Annotated in this window: 20 protein-coding genes; 18 read left to right on the top strand and 2 right to left on the bottom strand. The window is 69.0% G+C overall.

All coding sequences use genetic code 11. From position 1 onward, the window contains the following. Nucleotides 1-232: 232 nt before the first annotated feature. From R5W23_RS12225 to R5W23_RS12175, 11 genes are all read left to right on the top strand, one after another. Entirely contained in the window at nucleotides 233-1429 is a 1197-nt protein-coding gene (locus tag R5W23_RS12225) for an MBOAT family O-acyltransferase (RefSeq protein WP_320686562.1), read from the top strand. After that, nucleotides 1426-2682 carry a hypothetical protein gene (locus R5W23_RS12220; protein ID WP_320686561.1) on the top strand — a complete coding sequence of 419 codons (1257 nt, stop codon included), beginning with the start codon at nucleotides 1426-1428 and terminating at the stop codon, nucleotides 2680-2682. Before R5W23_RS12225 ends, R5W23_RS12220 begins: the two co-directional genes overlap by 4 nt. Then, a complete protein-coding gene (locus R5W23_RS12215; RefSeq protein WP_320686560.1) occupies nucleotides 2679-2825 on the top strand; it encodes a hypothetical protein in 147 nt (48 codons plus the stop codon). Before R5W23_RS12220 ends, R5W23_RS12215 begins: the two co-directional genes overlap by 4 nt. 39 nt (nucleotides 2826-2864) lie before the next feature. Next, nucleotides 2865-4103: a hypothetical protein gene (locus R5W23_RS12210; protein WP_320686559.1), complete on the top strand. Its 1239-nt coding sequence runs from the start codon at nucleotides 2865-2867 to the stop codon at nucleotides 4101-4103. A gap of 33 nt (nucleotides 4104-4136) precedes the next feature. Further along, nucleotides 4137-6350 (top strand): hypothetical protein, encoded by a 2214-nt coding sequence (locus R5W23_RS12205; RefSeq protein ID WP_320686558.1) that lies wholly within the window; start codon nucleotides 4137-4139, stop codon nucleotides 6348-6350. 135 nt (nucleotides 6351-6485) lie between these two features. Continuing rightward, nucleotides 6486-7613 (top strand): hypothetical protein, encoded by a 1128-nt coding sequence (locus R5W23_RS12200; protein WP_320686557.1) that lies wholly within the window; start codon nucleotides 6486-6488, stop codon nucleotides 7611-7613. A 28-nt stretch (nucleotides 7614-7641) separates the two neighbouring features. After that, on the top strand, nucleotides 7642-8790 hold the full coding sequence (locus R5W23_RS12195; RefSeq protein WP_320686556.1) for a zinc ribbon domain-containing protein: 1149 nt from the start codon (nucleotides 7642-7644) through the stop codon (nucleotides 8788-8790). 68 nt (nucleotides 8791-8858) lie between these two features. After that, nucleotides 8859-10022: a hypothetical protein gene (locus R5W23_RS12190; protein WP_320686555.1), complete on the top strand. Its 1164-nt coding sequence runs from the start codon at nucleotides 8859-8861 to the stop codon at nucleotides 10020-10022. A gap of 47 nt (nucleotides 10023-10069) precedes the next feature. Next, on the top strand, nucleotides 10070-10300 hold the full coding sequence (locus tag R5W23_RS12185; RefSeq protein WP_320686554.1) for a hypothetical protein: 231 nt from the start codon (nucleotides 10070-10072) through the stop codon (nucleotides 10298-10300). Continuing rightward, complete coding sequence (locus R5W23_RS12180; protein WP_320686553.1) at nucleotides 10300-10710, top strand: hypothetical protein; 411 nt, start codon at nucleotides 10300-10302, stop codon at nucleotides 10708-10710. Before R5W23_RS12185 ends, R5W23_RS12180 begins: the two co-directional genes overlap by 1 nt. Nucleotides 10711-10727: 17 nt before the next feature. After that, nucleotides 10728-11180, top strand: a complete 453-nt coding sequence (locus R5W23_RS12175; protein WP_320686552.1) for a hypothetical protein — start codon at nucleotides 10728-10730, stop codon at nucleotides 11178-11180. Between the two features lie 30 nt (nucleotides 11181-11210). On the opposite strand, the gene R5W23_RS12170 is transcribed toward R5W23_RS12175, so the two are convergent. Both R5W23_RS12170 and R5W23_RS12165 read right to left on the bottom strand, forming a co-directional pair. Beyond that, nucleotides 11211-14660 (bottom strand): PVC-type heme-binding CxxCH protein, encoded by a 3450-nt coding sequence (locus tag R5W23_RS12170; RefSeq protein WP_320686551.1) that lies wholly within the window; start codon nucleotides 14658-14660, stop codon nucleotides 11211-11213. 140 nt (nucleotides 14661-14800) lie between these two features. Further along, complete coding sequence (locus tag R5W23_RS12165; protein ID WP_320686550.1) at nucleotides 14801-15814, bottom strand: hypothetical protein; 1014 nt, start codon at nucleotides 15812-15814, stop codon at nucleotides 14801-14803. Between the two features lie 269 nt (nucleotides 15815-16083). Between R5W23_RS12165 and ispE the strand changes: the two genes are divergently transcribed. The 7 genes from ispE to R5W23_RS12130 all read left to right on the top strand — a co-directional run bounded on the left by ispE (nucleotide 16084) and on the right by R5W23_RS12130 (nucleotide 22166). After that, on the top strand, nucleotides 16084-17037 hold the full coding sequence (ispE, locus tag R5W23_RS12160) for a 4-(cytidine 5'-diphospho)-2-C-methyl-D-erythritol kinase (RefSeq protein WP_320686549.1): 954 nt from the start codon (nucleotides 16084-16086) through the stop codon (nucleotides 17035-17037). Nucleotides 17038-17069: 32 nt separating this feature from the next. Beyond that, nucleotides 17070-17648: a SpoVG family protein gene (locus tag R5W23_RS12155; RefSeq protein WP_320686548.1), complete on the top strand. Its 579-nt coding sequence runs from the start codon at nucleotides 17070-17072 to the stop codon at nucleotides 17646-17648. Nucleotides 17649-18155: 507 nt separating this feature from the next. Beyond that, nucleotides 18156-18698 (top strand): TPM domain-containing protein, encoded by a 543-nt coding sequence (locus R5W23_RS12150; RefSeq protein ID WP_320686547.1) that lies wholly within the window; start codon nucleotides 18156-18158, stop codon nucleotides 18696-18698. Continuing rightward, complete coding sequence (locus R5W23_RS12145) at nucleotides 18695-19066, top strand: hypothetical protein (RefSeq protein WP_320686546.1); 372 nt, start codon at nucleotides 18695-18697, stop codon at nucleotides 19064-19066. The genes R5W23_RS12150 and R5W23_RS12145 overlap by 4 nt, the downstream gene beginning before the upstream one ends. Before the next feature lie 93 nt (nucleotides 19067-19159). Then, nucleotides 19160-19987, top strand: coding sequence for a CheR family methyltransferase (locus R5W23_RS12140; RefSeq protein WP_320686545.1), 828 nt, complete (start codon nucleotides 19160-19162; stop codon nucleotides 19985-19987). Further along, nucleotides 19984-20559 carry a chemotaxis protein CheB gene (locus R5W23_RS12135; protein WP_320686544.1) on the top strand — a complete coding sequence of 192 codons (576 nt, stop codon included), beginning with the start codon at nucleotides 19984-19986 and terminating at the stop codon, nucleotides 20557-20559. The genes R5W23_RS12140 and R5W23_RS12135 overlap by 4 nt, the downstream gene beginning before the upstream one ends. After that, nucleotides 20556-22166 (top strand): response regulator, encoded by a 1611-nt coding sequence (locus R5W23_RS12130; protein WP_320686543.1) that lies wholly within the window; start codon nucleotides 20556-20558, stop codon nucleotides 22164-22166. The genes R5W23_RS12135 and R5W23_RS12130 overlap by 4 nt, the downstream gene beginning before the upstream one ends. Nucleotides 22167-22304 lie beyond the last annotated feature (138 nt).

Genomic DNA, 22304 nt, shown 5'->3' with positions numbered 1-22304 from the left:
GCAGCGGGGCCGGAGTGGAAGGGGTTTTGGGAAAACCAATAACGGGCCAAAATCCAGAGGGGCACCCGCCGAGAGCCACTCTCGCACAGTTGACCTTGCCACGGTTCGCACGCCACGGCATCTTCACCCGTCGGTTCCGGGTTTGGGTGCTTCGCCCCCACCGGCCGAGCCGATAACACCCGGACGTTGTGCCCCAACGGGGGCGATTCCAGTCGCGCAAGGAGGCCGCGCGGTGCTGTTCCTCACGTACTGGTTCGTCCTGTTCGCTCTCGTTCTGTTCCCCATTTACTGGGCCGTTCCGTACCGGCCCGTGCGGCGGCTCGTGCTGCTCGCCGGCAGCGTGGTGTTCCACACCCACTTCGCCGGCCCCGCGGGCGTGCTGCCGATCGCGGCGCTGGGGCTCGTGACGTACCTGGGCGGCCTGTCGCGGTCGCGGCTCGCGTGCCGGGCGCTGGTCGGCGTGAACGTGCTGGCGCTGGTGTACTACAAGTACGCGATGTTCCTTAGCAAGCAGGTGCTCGGGGCGGTCTGGCCGGAGGTGGCCGAGTACAGCGCCGCCAGCCCGTACCTGAAGGACATCATCCCGCCGCTGGCGATCAGCTTCTTCGTGTTCGAGTACGTCCACTACCTGCTCGACGTGGCCGGGGGCTCCGAGCCGCTCCGCGACCCGGTCGACTTCGCGCTGTTCAGCGTGTTCTGGCCGTCCATCGTCGCGGGGCCGGTGAAGCGGTACCAGGAGTTCGTCCCGGCGCTCGAGGAGGGGCTCGCGCATACCGGCTCGGCGCAGGTCTGCGAGGGGCTGCTGCGGGTCGCGCTGGGGTACGCCAAGAAGGTCGTCGCCGACAACCTCACGGCGTACATCGCGTTCGCGACCGCGCGCTACGACCAGATGACGCTGACGTGGCGCTGGTTCCTGGTGCTCTGCATCGGGATGCGCATCCTGCTCGACTTCAGCGGGTACACGGACATCGCGGTCGGGTACGCGCGGATGCACGGGGTCCGGCTGCCCGAGAACTTCAACTGGCCGTACCTGTCGCGCAGCATCGGGGAGTTCTGGCGGCGGTGGCACATGTCGCTGAGCCGGTGGATCCGGGACTACGTGTACATCACGCTGGGCGGGAACCGGCACGGGGTGTTCCGCACCGCGGCGAACGGGCTGCTCACGTTCGCGCTGTGCGGGCTGTGGCACGGGGCCGGGTACAACTTCCTTGTCTGGGGCGTTCTACACGGTTTGGGGCTCGCGGTGGCGGGCAACTACCGCCGCCTGTGGTGGCCCGGCCGGGCGCTCGGGTGGGTGTTCGATAAGCTGCCGCCGCTCGGGTGGGCGCTCACCACGCTGTTCGTGTTCCTGGCGTGGCTGTTCTTCTTCTACCCGGTGCCGCAGGCGGCCCACATGATCCACCTCCTGCTGCCGGAGAAGTGGCGATGAGTGCCGCAGACGCGCCGGTCGCGTTTCTGGCCCGGGTGGCCCGGCGGCCGTTGCCGGTGCTCCTGGGGCTGGCGGTGGGGTTCCTGGGGTGCTGCGTGGCCGGGCGGGTGGCCGCGCGGCAGCAGCCGTTCAAGAACTTCGTGCGGTTCCACCCGGGGATCGCGCCGGAGTCGCACTACTACCCGACGTACTCGCAGACCCTGAACCTGGCCCGGCAGCACGTGAAACCGGACACGACGCTGGTGATCGTGGGCGGGAACAGCGTGCTGCACGGGGTCGGCCAGCGGCCCGCCCACGTGTGGACGAATCGGCTCCAGGAATTGCTGGGTGACCGGTACGTTGTGCTCAACCTGGCGATGCGCGCGCAGTGGCCCAACGAGGTCGGCGGGCTGATCGCCGAGCGGCTCGCGGCCGACGGGGTGCCAGTGGTGTACATCACCATCGGCACCGAGAACGTGGGCTGGGGGTGCGACTGGGCCGGGGGCACGTATCCGTACTTCTTCTGGGATGCCTATGGCAAGGGCGCGGTGCCGGCCGACCCGCGCCGCGAGCAGTGGCTCGAACACGAATTTTACGACCGGTTCGGGGACGAGCCGGCGGACCCGGCGGCGCGCCGCCGGCGGGCCGCGTGGCGGGACCAGGTGCGGGAGGAGCGGCACCGCGGCACCGTGGACGGGGTCGCTTACGCGGCGGACCTGTGGACCTACGTCGCGGACCGGTACCGGGGCACGATCTGGACCCCGATGAAGTACCCGAAGTTCTGGGCGCCGCACCGCACCCTGACCGACTCGGACCCGGGGGCGACCATCCCGTTCGAGGCGTACAACGGCCCGGCCCAGGAGCCGTTCGAGTTGAACCACATGCGCCACGTCGCCGGGTCGCCGATCGCTCGCGAACTGCTCCAGGGCCGGGGGCAAGACGCGGTCGGGGACCAGTTCGGGATGTACTTGGCGGACGCGCTGCGGGACCGCACCCTGTACGTGCTGCGCATGGAAGGGGCGTACTTCCGCAACCGCCTCGCGCCGGACGACCGGGCCACCTACGAAGCCGTGTACCGCCGGCTCCGGGACGCGGTCCGCGGCGCGGGGCTGAACGTGGAACTGGTGGGCGAGCGGTACGAGGAGCGGGACTACTTCGACCGCGCGCACCTGAGCGAGTCGGGCGGGCGCAAGCTCGCGGCGGACCTCGCCCCGGCGGTCCGGGCCATGAGTGCGAAACTGTACTGCACGAGAGCCGAGGAGCGGAAGCCATGACGACGAACGTCCTGCTCGGGGTGCGGCGGGTGGCGGTGTGGAGCGTGCGGTTCTGGCTCGGGGTCGGGGCCGGGGTGGTGCTGCACTACACCCTGTACCGCATGGGGATGCCGATCCCGCCGTTCATCTATCAAACGTTCTGACCTTCCGAACCGGCGACCGCACCCGCGGGAGAAGTGGCGATGAGTGACGAACCGCGTCCGACGTTCCTGGCCCGGGTGGCCCGGCGGCCGTTGCCGGTGCTCCTGGGGCTGGCGGTGGGGTTCCTGGGGTGCTGCGTGGCCGGGCGGGTGGCCGCGCGGCAGCAGCCGTTCAAGAACTTCGTGCGGTTCCACCCGGGGATCGCGCCGGAGTCGCACTACTACCCGACGTACTCGCAGACCCTGAACCTGGCCCGGCAGCACGTGAAACCGGACACGACGCTGGTGATCGTGGGCGGGAACAGCGTCCTGTACGGGGTCGGCCAGCGGCCCACCCACCTTTGGAGCAAGCACCTCCAGGAGGAACTCGGCGACGACTACGTCGTACTCAACCTAGCCATGCGGGGGTCGCACCCGAACGAGTTCGGTGGCCTCATCGCCGAGCAACTGGCGGCCGACGGCGTGCGACTCGTCGTGGTCACCATCGGGTCCGAGGGTGGTGGCTGGGGCGGGCTGTGGGACGGCCAGTTCTACCGGTACTTCTTTTGGGACGCCTGGGGGAAGGGACAACTCCTCCCTCACCCGCCGCGCGACCGGTGGCTCACGGACGAGTTCGAAGCACAGTACGAGTACAAAGGGGACGACCCGGCCGTGCGGAAGGTGCTGGACGCCCAGCGGCGGGAGGCGCTCGAGTTCCGCCACCGCGGTCGGATCGACGGTGTCGCCTACGCGGCGGACCTGTGGACGTACATCGCCGACCGGTACCGCGGGACCGTCTGGACCCCGATGAAATACCCGAAGTTCTGGCAGCCGCACCGGGAGCTAGCGGACCACGAGCCGGGGGCGCTCGTGCCGTGGGAAGCCGGCCACCAACCGGCCACCGTGGACCCCGAACTGCGGATCCTCCGCGGCCAGTTCCAGACGGGGGTCGGGTACAACCTGCTGCGCGGCAACTACTACCGCGAAGTGGGTGAGCAGTACAAGAAGTTCCTCCCCCCGTCGCTCGAGGAGCGGGTGCTGTTCGTGCTGCGGATGGAGGGCATGTACTACCGAAACAAGCTGCCGCCGGACGAGCGGAAAGAGTACGACGAGGTCTTCCGTCGGTACCGCGATGCAGTGCGTCAGGCCGGGTTGAACGTGGAACTGGTGGGCGAGCGGTACGAGGAGCGGGACTACGCCGACCGATCGCACCTGAGCGAATCGGGCGGGCGCAAGTTGGCGACGGATCTGGCCCCGACGATCCGCGCCATGAACGCGAAGCTGTACGGCCCGCGGCCGTGAGCGCCTGACCCGCCCGAAAGGCACGGAGGCCCGATGAACACCTACGGCTGGCTCCTGCTGGGCCAAACCCTCCTGGTCCTCGCCGCGCTCGGTGCCGCCGGCGGCTGGGCGCTGTGGCCCTTCCGGCACGCCGGGCGCCCGTACCTGTGGCTCGCGGCCCCGCTCGCCGGGGCGTTCACCCTCGGCGTTGCGCTGGAGGCGCTTTATTTCGGGGCCGGGCTGCCGTTCGTGTGGTGCCTCGTCCTGGGGTTCGGCGGCAACGCGGCCGGCACGGCCGTGTGCCTCCTGCGCGGGGCGCCGGTGCGCCCGCCGCTGGGGCGCACGGGGCTCGCGCTGGCGGTCGCGCTGGGCGCGGCGTACTGGGGCACGGTGAGCTGCAACAAGTCCTCGATCGACGCCCGCGAGCCGACGGTCACGTCGATGGACGGGGGCGACACGTTCGGGTACGCGATCATCGGCGACTGGGTCCGCTCGCACCCGGCGTCGCAGCCGCCCCGCGCGGACGTGCCGTTCGAGGTGCTGCCCTACGTCAACCTGCACGTCGACAGCGCCCGCCGGGTCACACACCTCCTGAGCGCGGTCGGCGGGTCGGTGCGCGGCACCACGTCGCTGTTCTCGTACGACTGGACGGCGGGGGTGCTGTTCGCGGCCGGGATGCTGGCGCTCGGCGGCGCGTTCGCCGCGCATCCGGCGGCTCTTGTGCTGCTGGTGGCCGGCGGCGCGGTGTCGAACTGGTTCGCGCTCGCCCGCACGGGGTACTTCGGCCGGTTGATTACGTACCCTGGCGCGATCGCACTCGCCGGGCTGCTGCTTTTGGCCGTCGAGCGGCCAACGAGGGCCAAGTTGGCGGCGCTGGCGGTCCTGGGCTACGGGGTGTCGTTCACGCTGGCGCCCGTGCTGCTCTCGGTCGTGCTCGGAATGGCCGTCGGAAGTTACCTGTGCGCGCTGGCGCTGGTGTACCCCCTCAACCGCTTCCGCGACCGCGCCACCTCGTTCAAGCGAACGGTGCTGAAACCGGCCGCAACCGCGGTCGGCCTGTACCTCGTGACGGCGGCCCCTTCGTTCGCGCTGTACTACGCGGACAAGCCGGCCGTTTCGGTGCCCGGCGCGCCGGCGGTGTGGTCGGTGGTGATCCCGGTGGCGCTGGACCTCGAGCCGCCCGCGATGCCGCTCCTGAAGCCCGAAACCGAGCGGAAGCTGCTGTGCGGGTGCGCGGCCCTGTTCCTGGTGCTGACCGGCATCGCCCTCCGGCACCGGCAGCCGGCGGCGGTGGCGCTGCTGTGTTGTGCGCTGGTGGTCCCGGTGTCGTGGGCGCTGAACCAGAACCTGCTGTACACGTTCCAGGGCATCGTGTACCCGCTCACCCTGGCGGGGGTGGCGCTGCTGGCGGCGCCGCTTGCGGCGGCCCGGTGGGGCGGGGCTCGCGTCGCCGTGCTCGCGGTGCTGCTCCTCGCGACCGCCGGGCTGCGGGTGCCGCAGGCCCGTGCCACCGCCGACCGCTACCTGCTGTCGAAACAGCCGCACCGCACGGTGATGCGGCAGAGCGAAGCGCGGGCGATGCGCGAGACCGCGGGGGCCGACGCGATCGATGTCGCGCTCGGGTACTACGGCGACAACCACGTGGTGCTGGCGGAGATGGTCGCGCAGGGCGTTCCGGTGCGGCTGCGGTCGCCGGGCTGGGAGCGGTCGCTCAAGAACTGGGCCGCGGTGGTGGGTTGTCCGGCCCCCGATCTGCTCGTTCCCAAGAGCCGGTTCGCGCTGGTCGAGCGGAACGCATATGCCCCCCCGGGAACCGAGCGCTGGGTGGGCAAACGGCTGAAGCTCATCGAGGACCGCGACGCCGTGACCGTGATGGGCGTCGCGGACGCGCAGGAGATGCTCTGGGATCTCGAGTGGCGCCCGGGCGTGTGGATCGGGAACACGCCGACCACGTTCCTCATTCACAACGGGACCGGGGAGGAGCGGGCCGTGGTGCTCCACGGGACCACGAGCGCCGGGCCGTCGCACCCGGACCGCGACCGCCGGACCCTGCGGTACAAGCTCGGCACGCAAACCGGTGATCTGTCCGTGCCGACAGAGAACAAAGCCGCGATCCCGCTGAAACTTCAACCCGGCCTGAACCGCGTGGAACTGTCGGTTGTGGAAGCCGCGACCCCGACTCCGCCCGCCGGCGCGCCGGTGGCGCTGCTGGCGTTCTGCAACTGGCGCCTGGAGCCGCCGGCCCCGCCGTCCGGTGCGGGGCCGTGATCGACCGGGCGGGCCGGTGCTTCTCGGCGCGACCGGATCGTCAGTTTCCCGGCTTCTGCACGTTTCCGGCATTGCCCTTCCTGCGGTCCGGGCGGTAGAAACAAAGCACTACCGTCCCTCCCGCGGAGGACGCCCGTGCCGGTTGTCGCCTGCCCCAAATGCCCCGCGCAGCTCAAAACCCCCGACGGGGTCAGCGGCAACGTCAAATGTCCCAAATGCGGCAGCATCTTCCCGGTTAGCGCGCCCGTGCCGACCGGGAACCACGTCACGGGGGGCGAGCCCGCCCCCCAATCGCCGTCTCCCCCTGTGGCACCCGCGGCCGGGTACGACGACTTCGAGGTCGTGGACGAAACGCCCCGGCGGTCGCGCGACTGGGACGAGGCGGACGAGCGCCCCCGGAGCCGGAAGAGGGACCGCGGCGACGACGACGAATACGAGGACCGCCGGCGCCGGAAGAAAACGAGGCGCCGCGACGACGACGATGACGACGACTGGCCGCGCCCGCAACGCCGGCCCGCGGGCTTCGGCTTGGCCCGCACCGGCGCGCTGATGCTCGGCACCGGCGCCTGGATCTACATGGGCACGTTCGGCCTGTTGGCGCTGTTGGCGCTGTTCGGCTGGGCGGGCGGCGAGCAACCGTGGCCCCTCATGGGGCTTGCGGGACTGGCCGGGTGCGCCAACTGGGTGGTGTCACTGATCGGGCTGGGCTTCTGCATCGCCGGCCCGGAACGCGCCCGCGGAGCGGCCATCGCCGCGACCGTCTTGTCCGTCGTTCACCTGGGACTGCTGTTCGTGGGTCTCGCGCTCCGGGGCGGCGCGCCCGACCGGTTCGGCGGCGGGGACCCGATGTGGGTCACGATGGCGACCGCCATCCCGTCACTGAACGGCGTGCTGTCGCTGCTCCTTTACGCCCCGCAGGCGTTCGGTAGTGGGGTTCTGGTCGCGTTCCTCGCCGGCGGGTGTGAGGTGGCCCGGCTGATCCTGATCGCCCTCACTCTGAAGGGGCTCGCCCAGGCTGCCCGCAGCCGCGCCGCTGCCGCCCGCGCCGGCCCCGCGGTGATGGCCGTGGCCGGTGTGTGCGGCGGGGTCACGGCGGTCACGCTGTTCGTCACCATATTGGTCGCCGAGTGGGGGCTCATGCGGGCCGGCCTCCACCTCGCGGCGGCCGTTTCGCTGCTGTCGCAACTCGCGTACGCGCTCATGATGATGGCGCCCGCGCTGCTGGCGAAGGACACCGCGAGCGCGCTCGCGGCGCGGGCCTGAACCGTCTCTGCCCCTTCGAGATCGATCGATGCTGCTGACCTGCCCGAACTGCCGCAGCGGACTCGAGGTGCCCGACGGCACCACCGCGCTGATCCGCTGCCCCGCGTGTACGACCGTGTTCGCGCCCGCCGACAGCCTCGCGTCCGAAGCGGAACACGAAGACGCCCCCCGTCCCCGCCGGCGCCCCCGCGATGAGGACGAAGACGACGAGGACGACCGCCCGCGTAAGCGGTTGACCGGCCGACGGACGCGGCGCGACGAGTACGACGACGGCGACGACGAGAACCGCGATTTCGACCCGCCCGACGAGGACAACGAGCGCCCCCGGAAGCGACGGCGGTCCGCGGCGGACGACGGGCTGACGCCCGACGAGCGGGCCTCGCGCCGCGCCGCGTTCGACCGGGCCTCGTGGGGCAGCAAGCTGATCCAGGTGTCGTTCGGCCTGTTCATGCTGTCGATGCTGTTCGCCACCGGATTCTTTTTCCAGGGCGCGTTCACCGAGCCGAGCGGCGCGATCGTGGTCGTCGCCGGCTTGCTCGGGATGTTTAACTGGTCGCTCGGGGCGCTGGGCGTGGCGCTGTGCCTGACCGGACCGCGGGCGAGCGGGCACCTGGGGTACGGGGTCGCGGCCGCCATCGCCACCGCCGTTCACCTGTTCCTGCTGTTGATCCTCGTCGTGCAGGGGACGGAATCGAGCGCGCTGCGGGTCGAGGGCGCGAACGTGCGCTGGGACATGCTGCCCACGCAACTGAACGCGACCATGTTCTACCTCACCGCCGTCGTGTACCCCGACGCGCAGGGGATCGCCCCGAAAGGGCGCATGCTGCTGTCGATGATCACCGGCATCGCGGAGATGATCCGGATGGTGCTCATCCTGATGCTCCTGTCGCGCCTCGCGCGGGCGGCCCTGGACGACGAACTGGCGCACCGCTGTACCCGGGCGGCGGGGCGCGTGTCCGGCGGCCCCGCCCTGCTCGCGGTCCTCATCTTCGTGTTCGTGGCCTTCATGATCGAGACGAACGCGGGGGTGAACATGTTCACCCGCGTGCTGTTCTCGACGGTACACATGGGGGCCTACGCGATCCTCAACGGGGTCATTCTTCCGTCGTACATGGCCGCGCGTGATGTCGCCGACGCGTGCGAGGAACCGTTCCAGTCGTTGATTCCGCAAATGTAGCCAGCGCGTGCCTTCCGCCCGTTCGGCGGGTACAATCCGTGCGCCCACCACCGCACGGAACCGACCCCATGACCGCCCCCCGCGCGCCCCTCGCGGCCCTGCTGTTGTTCGTCGCCCTTTCGCCCGCGCGAGGCGCCGAACCGAACGCCGAACTCCGCCCCGCGAGGGACGGCGTTCCGGCGGCGGTCGTCGTCACCGGCATCGAGAAGCGGCACCTGACCGCGCTCGCCGCCGCGAAGCTGACGGCGGACGAGTGGCCCCGGGTGGCGCGGCTCGTTGTAGACGAGGGCACACCCGAAGAGGTCGCGAAGAAGCGAGGGATCGCGGGCGTGTGGGCCGTGACCGACGACGGACTACGCTTCGAGCCGCTGTTCCCGCTGGTCCCCGGGACGAAATACCGGTTGTTCGTCGCCCCTGGAGCGGCGCCGCGGGTTAAAATCACCGCTGCGTCGTTCGAACGAGCGATGTTGCTCCCGAAGCCGCCGCCGGGGCCGCGGGTGAGCGTGGCGGGCGTGTTCCCGTCGGCGAACCGCCTGCCCGAAAACACGCTCCGGTTCTACGTCCAGTTCTCCGGGCCGGTGTCACGCGCCGCTACCTACCGCCACATCAAACTGATCCGCGACGACGGCCGGCAGGTGCTGACGCCGTTTCTCGAAATCGACGAGCAGTTGTGGTCGCCGGACGGCACGCGGCTGACGCTCCTCTTCGACCCGGGGCGGGTGAAGCGCGGCTTGAAGCCGCGCGAGGAGGACGGCCCCATCCTCGAAGAGGGGCGGCGGTACACGTTCGAAATCGACGCGGCGTGGGAGGACGTGGACGGCCGCCCGCTTACGGCGAAGTTCACGAAAGCGTTCAGCGTGGCCGCCCCGGACGACGAACCGGTGTGGCCCGAGGACTGGGCGCTGATGCCCCCGCGGGCCGGTTCCGACGCGCCGCTCATCATCCGGCTGGCGAAGCCGCTGGACCGCGCGCTGCTGGCCCGCCTGCTGTCGGTGCGCGACGCGACCGGCAAATCGGTAGAGGGTGTTGTCACGGTTGGGGGTGGGGAGCGGGTGGTCACGTTCGCTCCGGCGCGGGCGTGGGGCAGGGGGGAGTACAAGCTGATCGTGGACGCCCGGCTGGAAGACGTGTGCGGGAATCGGGTGGGCGAGCCGTTTGAGCTGGACGTGTTGAAGCCGATCCCGGAACGCGCGGTGACGAAGGTGGCCGAACGCCCGTTCGCGGTGAAGTAGACAGGCGCCCGTGGTTGTGCGAAAATGAGGTACCGGAGGGTAAACGCATGACCGTCATTCGCTTGGACGCCGCGACGCTGGCGCAGTTCGAGGCCGCAACGGGTGAGGTGATCCTGGCCGACGAGAACGGTAAACCGGTGCGGCAGGTGATACTTCCGCCGGTCCCGACCGGTGAACCGGATCTGACCGAGGCCGAGTGGGCCGAGATCGAGAACGATCCCATTTCTTATTCACTCGCCGAGGCGTGGGAAAAGATTCGCCGCGGGGAGAAAATCTGATGCTTCAGGTGACGTGGAGCCGGCGGGCGATTAACCAACTGGCCGTCATCTGGATGAACGCAACCGACCAGAACGCTGTGGCTGCGGCCTCGCAAGCGATCGATACCGCGCTTGCTAATGATCCAGAAAATGAAGGCGAGTCGGCCGAACAGTCGTCGCGTGATGTACGCCTCCCCGCTCGGGGCACGGTATCGCGTGTACCCCAGCGAGAGGCGCGTTCGAGTGCTGGCGTGCTGGCAGATTCGTCAAGTCTGAGTGAGCCGGTCACGGTGTACCCGCGCGGCCTTCTGCTACTTGGCCGTGACGGTGGACGTTCCAGCCCGGCAAGTCGTTCGCATTTGAACGTGCTCATGCTCCGATTCCGAGCGACGCTGACGATGGGAACCGAACGTCCCTTTGCAGTGAAGTGAAAACAGAGGCCGGGATCATGAACGCGGAGCAACCCGCCGAACTTGTTATCGCACATGCAATCCTTGGCGAATTGCGCTGGACGAAGCAGTCCGGCGAATGGGTTGGTCGCGTCTCGAGTTTATCCGGCGGGTGGTCTGTTGCTATCGTTGACGAGCATGGCTCAGCCGAAATGTTGGACACGTCGGTGATGTTGTACCAGCGGGCCGTTCGCGCTGAGCGAAAGATCCTTCGCACGGCTTTGCGAGCAGAAGTTTCGGACCTCTACAACGAGTCGTGGTCGGGCGGGAGTGGCGAACTGGGTGAGGGAGAACTCCTGAACCGGTTGCGTCTTGAATTGGTTAACGTGGATGTCAGCGGTTACAGCGCGATCGAGTTCCATTACGACGGAACGGAACTCTTTGGCGGGCACGTTCTGGTCATCGAACTTGACGAGAAGCTGAAGTACCAAGACTGTGACCTGCGCGGCTGACGGCTCGCGCGGGTCGCGGTCTCGCATCCCTTATTTCTTCTCGGCCGGTTCGGGGTAGCGGAGCTTGCGGTCCGGGTCGAGGAAGCGGGCGTACACCACGTTCACACCCGCCCCCTTCACGACCACCGTCAGCGTGTGCGTGCCCGCCGGGAGCGTCACTTCAACACCGTCACGGTCGGGACGGACGTCCTTGCCCGCGCCCTGACCCGTTCCGATCGCCTTCCCGTCCAGGCGCAGTTCGTAGTCGCCGGTCGAGCCGATGAGGAGCTTCGTCTTCAGTTCCACGGGTGCGGTGAACTCGGCTTCCAGCACCGCGGGGGCGCCTTTCGTGTCCGGGAGCACCAGCCGCCCCGGAACGCCCACCTTCAGTTTCGTTCCGTTGACCGCGGCCGTGGTCACGAACGGGTTCGCCATCACGTAACGGACGAGGTCGCGGAAGTCCTGCGGCGTCATGTTGTAGCCCAGCCCCTCGGGCATCAGCGACTTCTCGGCGACGCGCACCGGCTCCGCGAGGTCTTCCTTCTTGATCTTCTTCACGACAGCGTTTTCGAGCTTCAGCGTGATGGTTTTGTCGTCCTCTTCCGCGAGCAGCCCCGAGAACACGGTGTCGTCGAGCAGCCGCGCGGTGCGCAGGAAGTACGGCGCGCCGATGACGCGGTTCGGGTCGAGCACGTTGGCGAGCAGGTACTCGATGTCGCGCCCGGCGCCGTCGAGCGGCGGCCCGACTTCGGCGCCCTTGCCGTCGAACTTGTGGCACTTGCCGCAGTTCGCCTCGAACACTTTTTGGCCGCGCTCGAACGACGCCGGCGCCTCGTACAGCGAGTCGCGGGTCTTGTCGATCAGCTTGGCGAGTTCTGCGGGCGTGGCGCGGGTCCGGCCCCATGCCTTTTCGATCAGCGCGTTCAACTCCTTATCGTTGAACGCCTGAATGCGGAGGACGGTGTTGTCCGTCACCTCGGCCCGGTCGAGCTTCTTGTCCGCCAGCGCGGTGAGCAGCGCCCGCGCCCACTCCTTGCGGGTGCTGAGGGTGTTGACCGCGTCGGGGCGCACGCTCTTGGGCACATCCTTCCAGTTGCCGAGGAGGGCGTTCGGCACGGTCGGACCGTCGAACGCGGCGAGCGCCCGCACGGCCTCCGCGCGGAGGGCATCGGGGGCGTCGGGGGCCTTGCTCGCGAGTGCCACCAGCAGCGGCAGTGCCTCGGCCGGCTTGAGCAACGCGAGCTGCCGCACGGCCTCGCCACGCGCTTCCACCGCGAGCTTCGGGTTGGCCGCGGAGTCGAGCGCCCGCTTCACCGCAACCGGGTCGCGGAAGCTGACCGCGAGCTTGTTCGCGAGTGTGACGAGTTTCGGGTTGTTCTCCTTCGCGATTTCGGTCTGGAGTGCGGTCCACACGTGCGGTGCGGTCACCGTTTGCTTGTCGAGCGCCAGAGCGAGGCCGTCGAGGGCCTTCTCGCGGGTGGCGGTGTCCTTTACCTTCGCAATGAACTCGACGCACAGCTTGAGGTCGTGCGTGCTCCCGGTGGCGACCAGCCGGCGCATCACCTTCGGCACGATCTGGTCGCGCACGAAGATGTTGTCGGGCGCCTGCTCGGCGAGCCACGCGAGTTCGCTCTCCGCCGGCGAGCGGGGGGCGTCAGCCCCCCGAGGGGTTTCCGCGGGCGCCTTGCGCTCCTGCGTCAGCACCTTTTCGTAGGCGAGCCAGACCAAGTGCGGGATGATCGGATCTTTCGCATCCTCTTTGTGTGCCAGGAGGGCGCGGAGCAGCGGCGCCACGTCGTGCTTGTCGCCGAGGCGAACGGCGGCCGAGGCGAGTTCGCGGCGGGCGCGGGGAGGCACTTGATTGCCCAGGTCGGTCAAGAAGCTGATAGCATCTCCGGACAGGCCCGCATCGGCCAAACCCCGGACCATGAAACCAAGCGCAGCCGCGTCAACCGTTTTCCCGTCGGCTTTCAGCACATTAAGGAGCCGCTTGGCGTTCTTCAGTGTTGCTTCGGCACTCTCCCGATCCATGATGTTGGTGATGTACGTGTAGATCAGCAACGAACGGCCCCCATGCCCGCTGCTCTCCGCCATTGCTTTGAGGCACTGTGCCCTCTCCGACGTGTCATTGAGCCGTTCACCTAACAGCCTTAGTGCCGTTCGCCAGTGGTACGGGCCATTATCGTCTAACAGCTTTGCGAGTTCGGCAGTTGATTTCTTCCCCAAGTCCTCCGCTTTCTTCGTCTTCGTGCCCTTGAGCTGGATGCGGTACACGCGGCCGCGCTCGTAGTCCCACTGGTCCGGCGCGGTCTGGTGGCACGGGTTCTGGTCGTGCCAGTCGATCAGGTAGATGTCGCCGTTCGGCCCCCAGCGCAAGTTGATGGGTCGAACGTTTTTGTCGCCGCTCTGGAGGAAGTCGTCGCCGCGGCTGGCGGTGTAGGAACTGCCGTTCGGCTTCAGGACGTTCTGCTTGATGCTGCACCCGTGGATGCTGCCGAAGATCACGCTGTTCTGGAACCGCTTCGGCATGTGCGGCACGTCGAGCGAGATGAGGCCGGCGTGCGCCCAGCCGCTCTCCTTGTGGAACGTGTGATCGCTGATCTCGTTGATGAAGCCGTAGGCGTGCGGGTTGTAGCTCGCCCCGGCCTGGCGCTTGTAGACGCCGCCCGGGACGATGTGGTATAGGTGCGGGATCACGCAGCACGCGAGGATGAACTGCCCGTCGCTGTTGCGCCAGTCCATGCCCCACGGGTTGCTGGTGCCCTCGGCGAACACCTCGAATTTCTTCTGCTTCGGGTGGTACCGCCACACGGCGGCGTTCATGCGGGTCTCGGGGCCGTCCGCGGACTGGACGTTGCTCTGGGTGAACACGCCGTGCAGGCCGTACAGCCAGCCGTCCGGCCCCCACTGGAAGGTGTTGAGCGTCTCGTGCGTGTCCTGGCTGCCGAAGCCCTTCAGCAGCACTTCGAACTTGCCGGGTTTGTCGTTCTTGTTCTCGATGAAGTACAGGTACGGGGCCGCGCCGACGAACACCCCGCCGTGCCCGACCTCGATTCCGGTGCAGAGGTCGAACGCGCCCAGCCCCGCCTTCGCGCGCTCCTTCGGAACGGGGAAGTCCTTCCCCTCGGCGAACACGGTGCGTTTGTCGCACACTCCGTCACCGTCCGTGTCTTCGAGGATCACGATCCGGTCGCGGGGGGCCTTGCCCTTCGGGGTCCGCTTGGGGTACTCGAAGCACTCGACGACCCAGACGCGCCCCTTCTCGTCGATGGTGAATGCGACCGGGTTGATAACCTGCGGTTCGCCGGCGAACAGCTTCACCTCGAACTCGTCCGCGACCTTGAACTTCGCGACGGTCTCGTCGGGCTTGAGGTACGGCTGCCCGGACCCCTTGCGGTTGTCGAACCCGAACTCCTTTTGCGCGAGCAGGCGGCCCGGGGGCGCGAGCCCCCCGAGTGAAACGAGTAGCGCAAGGGGAAGCGCGAGGGAGAATCGCGGCATAACGTGCGTCCTTCACGGCGGGAAATAAGCGTGAAGGAGATGGTACCGCCGGGCGCGGCTCGGTTCCAAGCCCCAAGTTCCGGTCGTGGCACCGCGTCGGGTTCCTCGACCGGAACTTGGGGCTTGGAACCGAGCCGCGCTCAGCGCTGGAGCGAGGTGAGGATCTCGAGCATGAGGCGGCCCTGGTCGGCGTCGCTGAGGTACATTTTCTCGCTCTCGGTGTACTCGCGGATGTACGCGGCGATGATCTTCCGCAATTCGGCCACGTCGAGCCGGGACAGGTCGTACACCTTGAGCGCCGCGAACTTCGCGAGCAGCCGTTCCAGGATGCGCGCGCGGTGGCGGAGCAGCGGGTCCAGCATGGTCTGCGACGGGTCGCCCGGGGGGCGCGGGGCGGGCGTCGCGATCAGGCCGCTGCCGGGCCGGGGCGACGCGGTGATCGAGCCCGGGCGCGGCAGCCCCGGGGTCGAGGCCGGGGCCGGGGCCTTGACCGCGGGCGAGGCGGAGCCGGTGGCCGGCAGCCCCGGCTGCGCGGCGGTCGCGTCCTTGGGGGCCGCGGCCGGCGGCGGTGTCGTGGTTTCGCGGACGAACGACACCGTTGCGGGCTGCCCCAGAGCCTCGGGCGGGATCAGGGCCAGCGCGCGGAACCCGTTCGGCAGGCGGACGTCAAACAGGGTCACGCTGGCCAACACCGGGCCGACCGGCTCGGCCTGGGCGGCGATCCGGTCCAGGGTGACCCGCAGGTGCCCTTCGTCGCGGAACTTCACGCTCGTCGGGAGCCACTGCGCGGCGTCGCGGCGCACGATCACCATGCCCGGGCCGATGACCATGACCTCGCGCGCGGTCGGGTCGTTGAACAGCTCCTCAAGGGGGCCGTAGCCGAACAGCTCGCGGAAGACTTCTTCGAGCAACCGGTCGCGGTCGGGCTTGGCGAATCCCCGGGCCTCCTGGTCGACGACCTGCTCGGCGTACTGCTTCAGGCTCTGGCGCAGCAGCGACTGCGGCATCCGCTTCGAGGAGCCCATGTCCAGGCGCTCCTCGAGCCGCGCCAGCACCCGCTTTCGGGCGGCCTCGAAGTGTACGGGGGTGAACCCAATCGGCCCGGCTTGGCCCATCGAGAGGTACGTAGAAGCGGACGGACGCTGCGGCAGCATGGCGGCAACTTCCACGACGGGGGACGGACCGGGCCAACACGAGCTTAGAACGCGTTCCGCCCGGGTGCCCGGGTTTCGCCCCGTCAACGGGGAACGAGGGGCGCCACATTTTACCCCGATCACCCTCTTGACGCGGGCCGAATCTTCGTTTAACGTTCGCCCCTAGTTTACACGGTCCACGCCCTCCCCGGACCGTGCGCCGGCCGAACGTTCTCGACTCGCACCCACGGATGGGCCGCTCCCTTCACGGGTCAGTAGCCCCGCACCGAATGACGGCTCTACCAACCAGCCTCCGCTCCGCGGACCCGCTCGCGGTCTACCCACACTTTCGGGCCGGGGGCGACGCGCTCGCCCTCGCGGCCCCGGCCAAACTCAACCTCTTTCTCGAAGTCGTTCGGAAGCGGCCGGACGGGTACCACGACCTCGAATCGTTGATGGTCGCGGTCGAACTGTACGACACGCTCGAGTTCCGGGCCGCTCCGGGCGGGGCGGTCGAGCTGCGGTGCGAACCGGACACGCTCGGTTCCGGCCCCGACAACCTCGTCCACAAGGCGGCGGTGGCGCTGCGGTCGGTCGCCGGTCGGCCGGACCTGGGCGCCCACATCCGGCTGACGAAACGCATCCCGACGCAGGCGGGGATGGGGGGCGGGTCGAGTGACGCGGCGGCGACGCTGGTCGGCTTGAACGAAATCTGGAAATTGGGGCTGACACGCGAGCGACTCGTCGCTATTGCCGCGTCCATCGGTTCGGACGTGGCCTTCTTCCTGACCCTCCCGGCCGCGTGGTGTACCGGGCGCGGGGAGATCACCGCACCCGAGCCGCCCCCGCGCAGCGCCCTCGACTTCGTGCTGGTGCTTCCGCCCGTTGGCGTGAGCACGCCGGCGGTGTTCAAGCGGCTCGTGGTGCCCGCCGAGCCGGTGGGCGGCGACCGCCTGCGGGCGGCGTTCCGCGCCGGCGACCCGGCGGCCGTCGGGGCGGCGCTCTTCAACCGGCTGGAACCGGCCGCGTTCGGGGCCGAACCACTGGTGGGGCGGCTCCGGCGGCGGCTCGCGGAACTGCACCCGGCCCCCTGCGGGGCGCTGATGTCGGGCAGCGGCTCGACGGTGTTCGCGGTGTGCCGCGACCGCGCCCACGCGCTCGAAGTCGCCGAGGCGTTCCGGAACACGCGCCCGGCGGACGAGCCCGAATCACGTGTCCTGATCGTTCGCGGTGTCGCGCTCTGATTTCGTTCAGATCCCGCTGAAGGAGACTTGCGGTGGTCATCACGGAAGTTCGCATCAAGCTGTGTGAGGAGAACAACGAGCGGCTGCTCGCGTTCTGCTCGGTCACCTTCGACAACGCCTTCGTCGTCCGGGATCTGAAAATCATCGAGGGCACGAAGGGCATCTTCGTGGCGATGCCCAGCCGCAAGCTCACCGACCGGTGCGGCCGGTGCGGCGGCAAGAACCACCTGCGGTCGCGGTTCTGCAACCAGTGCGGCACCCGCCTGGACGACCAGCGCGCGATGCGGGCCATCGACGGCCGCGCGAAGCTGCACGCGGACATCGCGCACCCGATCCACAGCGGCGCCCGCGAGATGATCCAGGGCGCGGTAGTGGACGCCTACGCGAAGGAGAAGGAGCGGGCCAAGCTGCCGGGCTACGTCTGCACCTACGACGAGTTCGACTACGACGACGACGTGCCGGTGAGCTACGGCGGGATGGTGACGGAGATGGGCAAGACCGTGAAGGCGCACGGCCCGCACACCGGCCCGAAGGGGACGCACTTCCACAGCACCGACGCGCCCGCCGAGAGCATCAAGAAGGCCGACGGGTTCGCCGACGGCATCGCCTGAATCGTTCGCGTGAGCGACGAAACGCATCCGCCCCGGGGTCGCACCTCGGGGCCGACGGCGTGGGTTGCGCGACTCACTTCCCTTCCTGGGGCGCGGAGCGCTCACGGCACCGGAGCAAGTCAGAAGGTCAAAGTGAAGAGGCAAAAGGAGAGCACCCACCGGCTGCGACTGCGGCCTTTTCACTTCGACCTTTTGACTTCCGCCACAGGCGGTACGGTGCGGGAACCGCGCTCCCCACGCGGGGTGTGAGGCGGAACGCCCGGCCGACGCAACATCGGCCTGTCGCAGAGCGGCGACCTGAACGCGCGCAACCAACCAAGGCCGTTGTAGGCGCTTTGTAAGCACGGTCGCAGGCATTTCGGCTCCTCGATGGATCACGGTTCAAATCCACTTCCAGCGGGCTGCCCACTTGCTCGGGTCGCAGGTGATTCGAGCCTTCTCCCCTGTGCGCCACGCACACCGGCGTAGAATTGGCAGTGCTCTCCCCACTCGCTCATGAGGTGAAAGATGCGCCGCACGCTGTTCGCTTTGCTTGTTTCGGGGGCTTTTGGCTCGGTTGTGCTGGCCCAGAAAACTGAACCGGTTGCGCCGGGGACGCAAAAGGACACGCCCAAGCGCGACAAGGCGCTGGAAAGCAAGGACGAGGCGAAGCGGTTCGGCGAGGCCGCGTGGGCGCGACTCGCGCCCGCCGCGGAGCGGCTGTTCAAGGAGAAGGGCATCGACTTTGTGGTCGAAACGGCGCCGTCCCCGCCGAAAGGCGATCCCAATAAAATCGCCGCGATGAGGCCGGCGGAGCGCGAGAAGTTCTTCAAGGAGTTCACCGACGCACGGGCCAAGGAGTTGAACCTCAAAGGGGTTCACGTGTTCGTGAGCAAGAAGCCGGAGACGCTGTACGTTCACGTCTCCGAGGCCGCCGACCTGCCCAAGGGCTTCGGCCCGAAGCTGAAGGCCGCGCTGATCGCCAGCTTCCGCGAGCAGAAGTTCGACGAGGGCCTGAACAAGGCCATCGACATGACGCTCGACGCGAAAGGACTGGGGGAGAAGAAGTGAGCGCGCCCGGACTGATGCTGTGCGACGACCTGATCTTCTTCAGCCGCGTGTCCGGGACCGCGCGGGCGGCGGGTCTGACCGTTCGCATGGTGCGCACCGCCGCCGATCTGCTCGCCGCGGCCCGCGCGGCCGCGCCCGGGGGCGTGATCCTCGACGTTCACAACCCGGGGCTGGACCTGCCCGCGCTGCTCGCCGACCTGAAAGCGGTCTGCGACCCCGCCCCGCGCGTGACCGCCTACGGGTCGCACGTCGAGGCCGACGTGTTGCGCGCGGCCCGGCAGGCGGGGTGCGACCGGGTGATGCCGCGGAGCCAGTTCGTGACGGAACTCGACGCGAAGATCGGGGAATGGCTCGGCGCAAATGGGTGAAGACATTGGCCCGCCGCTTGCACGTCGGAGTGCCCGCACTGCGTTCGTGGAGCGCCGTAAACCCTCGTGCGTTCTGATCTGAGACCTCCCGCCGTGGGCGACAAGACCGAAGACATCGAACTGCGGCTCTTGTTGGAAGCGATCCACAAGCGGTACCACTACGACTTCCGCGGGTACTCCGTGGCGTCGCTCAAGCGGCGCCTCACACAGGCCCGCGAGCGGTTCGGCTGCGACACCTTCTCGCAACTCCAGGACCGCGTCCTCCACGACCCCGCCGTGCTGCCGGCCCTGCTCCCCTACCTGACCGTGCAGGTCAGCGAACTGTTCCGCGACCCGGCGTACTTCCGCGCGATCCGCGAGCAGGTGGTGCCGCACCTGAAAACGTACCCGTCGCTGAAGGTGTGGGTCGCGGGGTGTAGCGCCGGCGAGGAGGTGTACTCGCTGGCGATCCTGTTCCGCGAGGAGGGGCTGGACGAGCGCACCATGTTCTACGGCACCGACATCAACCCCGAGGCGCTGAAGCGGGCGGAGGCCGGGGTGTACGACCTGGACCGGCTCCCGCTGTTCACCGAGAACCACCGCAAGGCGGGCGGCAAGTCGTCGCTGTCGGACTACTACACCGCGGCTTATGGCAGCGCCGTGTTCGACAAGTCGTTGCGCCGCCGGACCGTGTTCTCGGATCATAGCTTGGCCTCCGACGCGGTGTTCGCCGAGGTGCAACTGGTGTCGTGCCGCAACGTGCTGATCTACTTCGACCGCGACCTCCAGGACCGCGCCGTCGGGCTGTTTAAGGACTCGCTCGTGCGGAAAGGGTTCCTGGGCCTGGGGGCCAAGGAGAGTCTCCGGTTCTCCGCGCACGCGGACGCCTTCGCCCCGTTCGCCCTCGACGAGCGGATCTACCAGAAGCAGGGGGACCTGTGAGCGCCGGGGCCGAGGCGGTGGTGATCGGCGCGTCCGCCGGCGCGGTGGACGCGCTCTCCGCGGTGCTGCCGGCGCTGCCGAAGGGGTACCCGCTGCCGGTGATGGTGGTGGTTCACCTGCCGCCCGATAAAAAGAGCGTGATGGCGGAGCTGTTCCGCGGGAAGTGCGCGGTGGACGTGCGCGAGGCCGACGACAAGGAGCCGTTGACCGGCGGTACCGTGTATTTCGCGCCACCCGATTACCACCTGCTCGTGGAACCGGACCGCCGCCTCTCGCTCTCCAGCGAGGAGCAGGTCCATTTCTCACGCCCGTCCGTGGACGTGCTGTTCGAGTCCGCCGCGGACGTGTTCGGCCCCGGGCTGGTCGGCGTCGTGCTCACGGGCGCGAACGCCGACGGCGCCCGGGGGCTGCGGGCCGTGCTCGCGGCCGGCGGAATCGGGCTGGTCCAGGCCCCCACAACCGCCGCGGCGACGGCGATGCCCCTGGCCGCGCTGGCCGCCCACCCCGCCGCCCGCGCGCTCACGCTGGATCAAATCGCGGCTCACCTCCGCGAACTCGGAGGTACGTCATGAGCACACCCGCACCGGCACCCGTTCACTTTCTGCTGGTGGACGACCTCGAGGAGAACCTGCTGGCGCTCGAGGGGCTGCTCCGCCGCGACGGGCTGACGCTCTTGAAGGCCCGGTCCGGCCCCGCGGCGCTGGAGCTGCTGCTCGTCCACGAGGTGGCGCTCGCGTTCGTGGACGTGCGGATGCCCGGGATGGACGGGTTCGAGCTGGCTGAGCTGATGCGCGGCACCGAGCGCACCCGGCGCGTGCCGATCATCTTCCTGACCGCCGGCACCCCGGACCAGCAGCGGCGGTTCCGCGGGTACGAGACCGGCGCGGTGGACTTCCTCACCAAGCCGCTCGAAGCGCACGTGGTCCAGAGTAAGGCCGACGTGTTCTTCGAGCTGTGGCGCGAGCGCCAGGAGGTGGCCCGGCAGCGCGACGAGCTGAAGCTCATCGCCGCCGAGAACGCCCGGCTCCTGGCCGAGACGCAGCGCACCGCCGAGGCGCTGCGCGAGGCCGACCGCCGCAAGGACGAGTTCCTGGCGACCCTGGCGCACGAGCTGCGCAACCCGCTGGCCCCCATGCGCAACGGCGTCCACCTGATGAGCGTGGGGCAGCCAGACGGCCCCGCCCGCGCGCGCACGCTCGCCATGATGGAGCGGCAGCTCGGGCAGATGGTCCACCTGGTGGACGACCTGCTGGACGTGGCCCGGTTCTCCAGCGGCAAGATCGTGCTCCGGAAGGAGCGGCTCGAACTGGCCCCGGTGCTCGGCACCGCGGTCGAAACGAGCCGCCCGCTGATCGAGGTCGGGCGCCACGAGCTGACGGTCGATGTGCCCGCCGAGCCGCTCCTGCTCGACGGCGACCGCACCCGGCTGACGCAGATCTTCGCGAACCTGCTCAACAACGCAGCGAAGTACACCCCCAAGGGCGGGCGGATCACCCTCTCGGCGGCCCGCGAGGGGGAGAAAGCGGTGGTGCGCGTGGGCGACAACGGGATCGGCATCTCGGCCGAGATGCTGCCCCAGGTGTTCGACCTGTTCACCCAGGTCGGCAGCGCGGTGGACCGCGCCCAGGGCGGGCTGGGGATCGGGCTGACGCTGGTGAAGCGGCTGGTCGCGCTGCACGGCGGGGAGATCGCCGCGCACAGCGCCGGGGAGGGGAAGGGGAGCGAGTTCGTCGTGCGCCTGCCGCTCGTGAACCGCCCCGCCGCGGCCGAACCGGCGGCTTCGGTTGCCGCGCCCCCCGAGCCGCGGCTGAAGGGCGGCGCGCCGGTGCTGATCGTGGACGACAACCTGGACGCGGCCGAGTCGCTGGCCGAGCTGCTCGAAATGAAGGGTCACACGGTGCGCACCGCCCGCGACGGGGCGGAGGCGATCCGGGTGCTGGGCACCTTCCGCCCGCGGCTGGTGCTGCTCGACCTGGGGCTGCCCGGCATGAGCGGGTACGAACTGGCCGAGCGGCTCCGCGACGACCCGGCCCTGAGCGGCGTGGCGCTCGCCGCGCTCACCGGATGGGGCAAGGACGAGGACCGACGCCGCACGAAAGAGGCCGGGTTCGATTACCACTTCGTGAAGCCCGCCGACCTGAGCCAGGTCGATGCCGTACTCGCCGGGTTGGGGCAGTAGCGCCCGCTCGGGAACCGGCCCCTTCGTTTGTTGCGTTGCGATTGGCATCGGGTGCTTCCCTGGTGGTGTTTCCGGTCGTTCGTTTCGTCTCGTTTCGCTGCTTGCGGGCCGCGAAACTCCCACCGGCTTGGAGCCCGA

Source organism: Gemmata algarum, assembly GCF_034097035.1.
Lineage (GTDB): Bacteria > Planctomycetota > Planctomycetia > Gemmatales > Gemmataceae > Gemmata > Gemmata algarum.
Note: the sequence above shows the minus strand (reverse complement) of the source record. Positions and strands in the feature narration are given on the sequence as shown.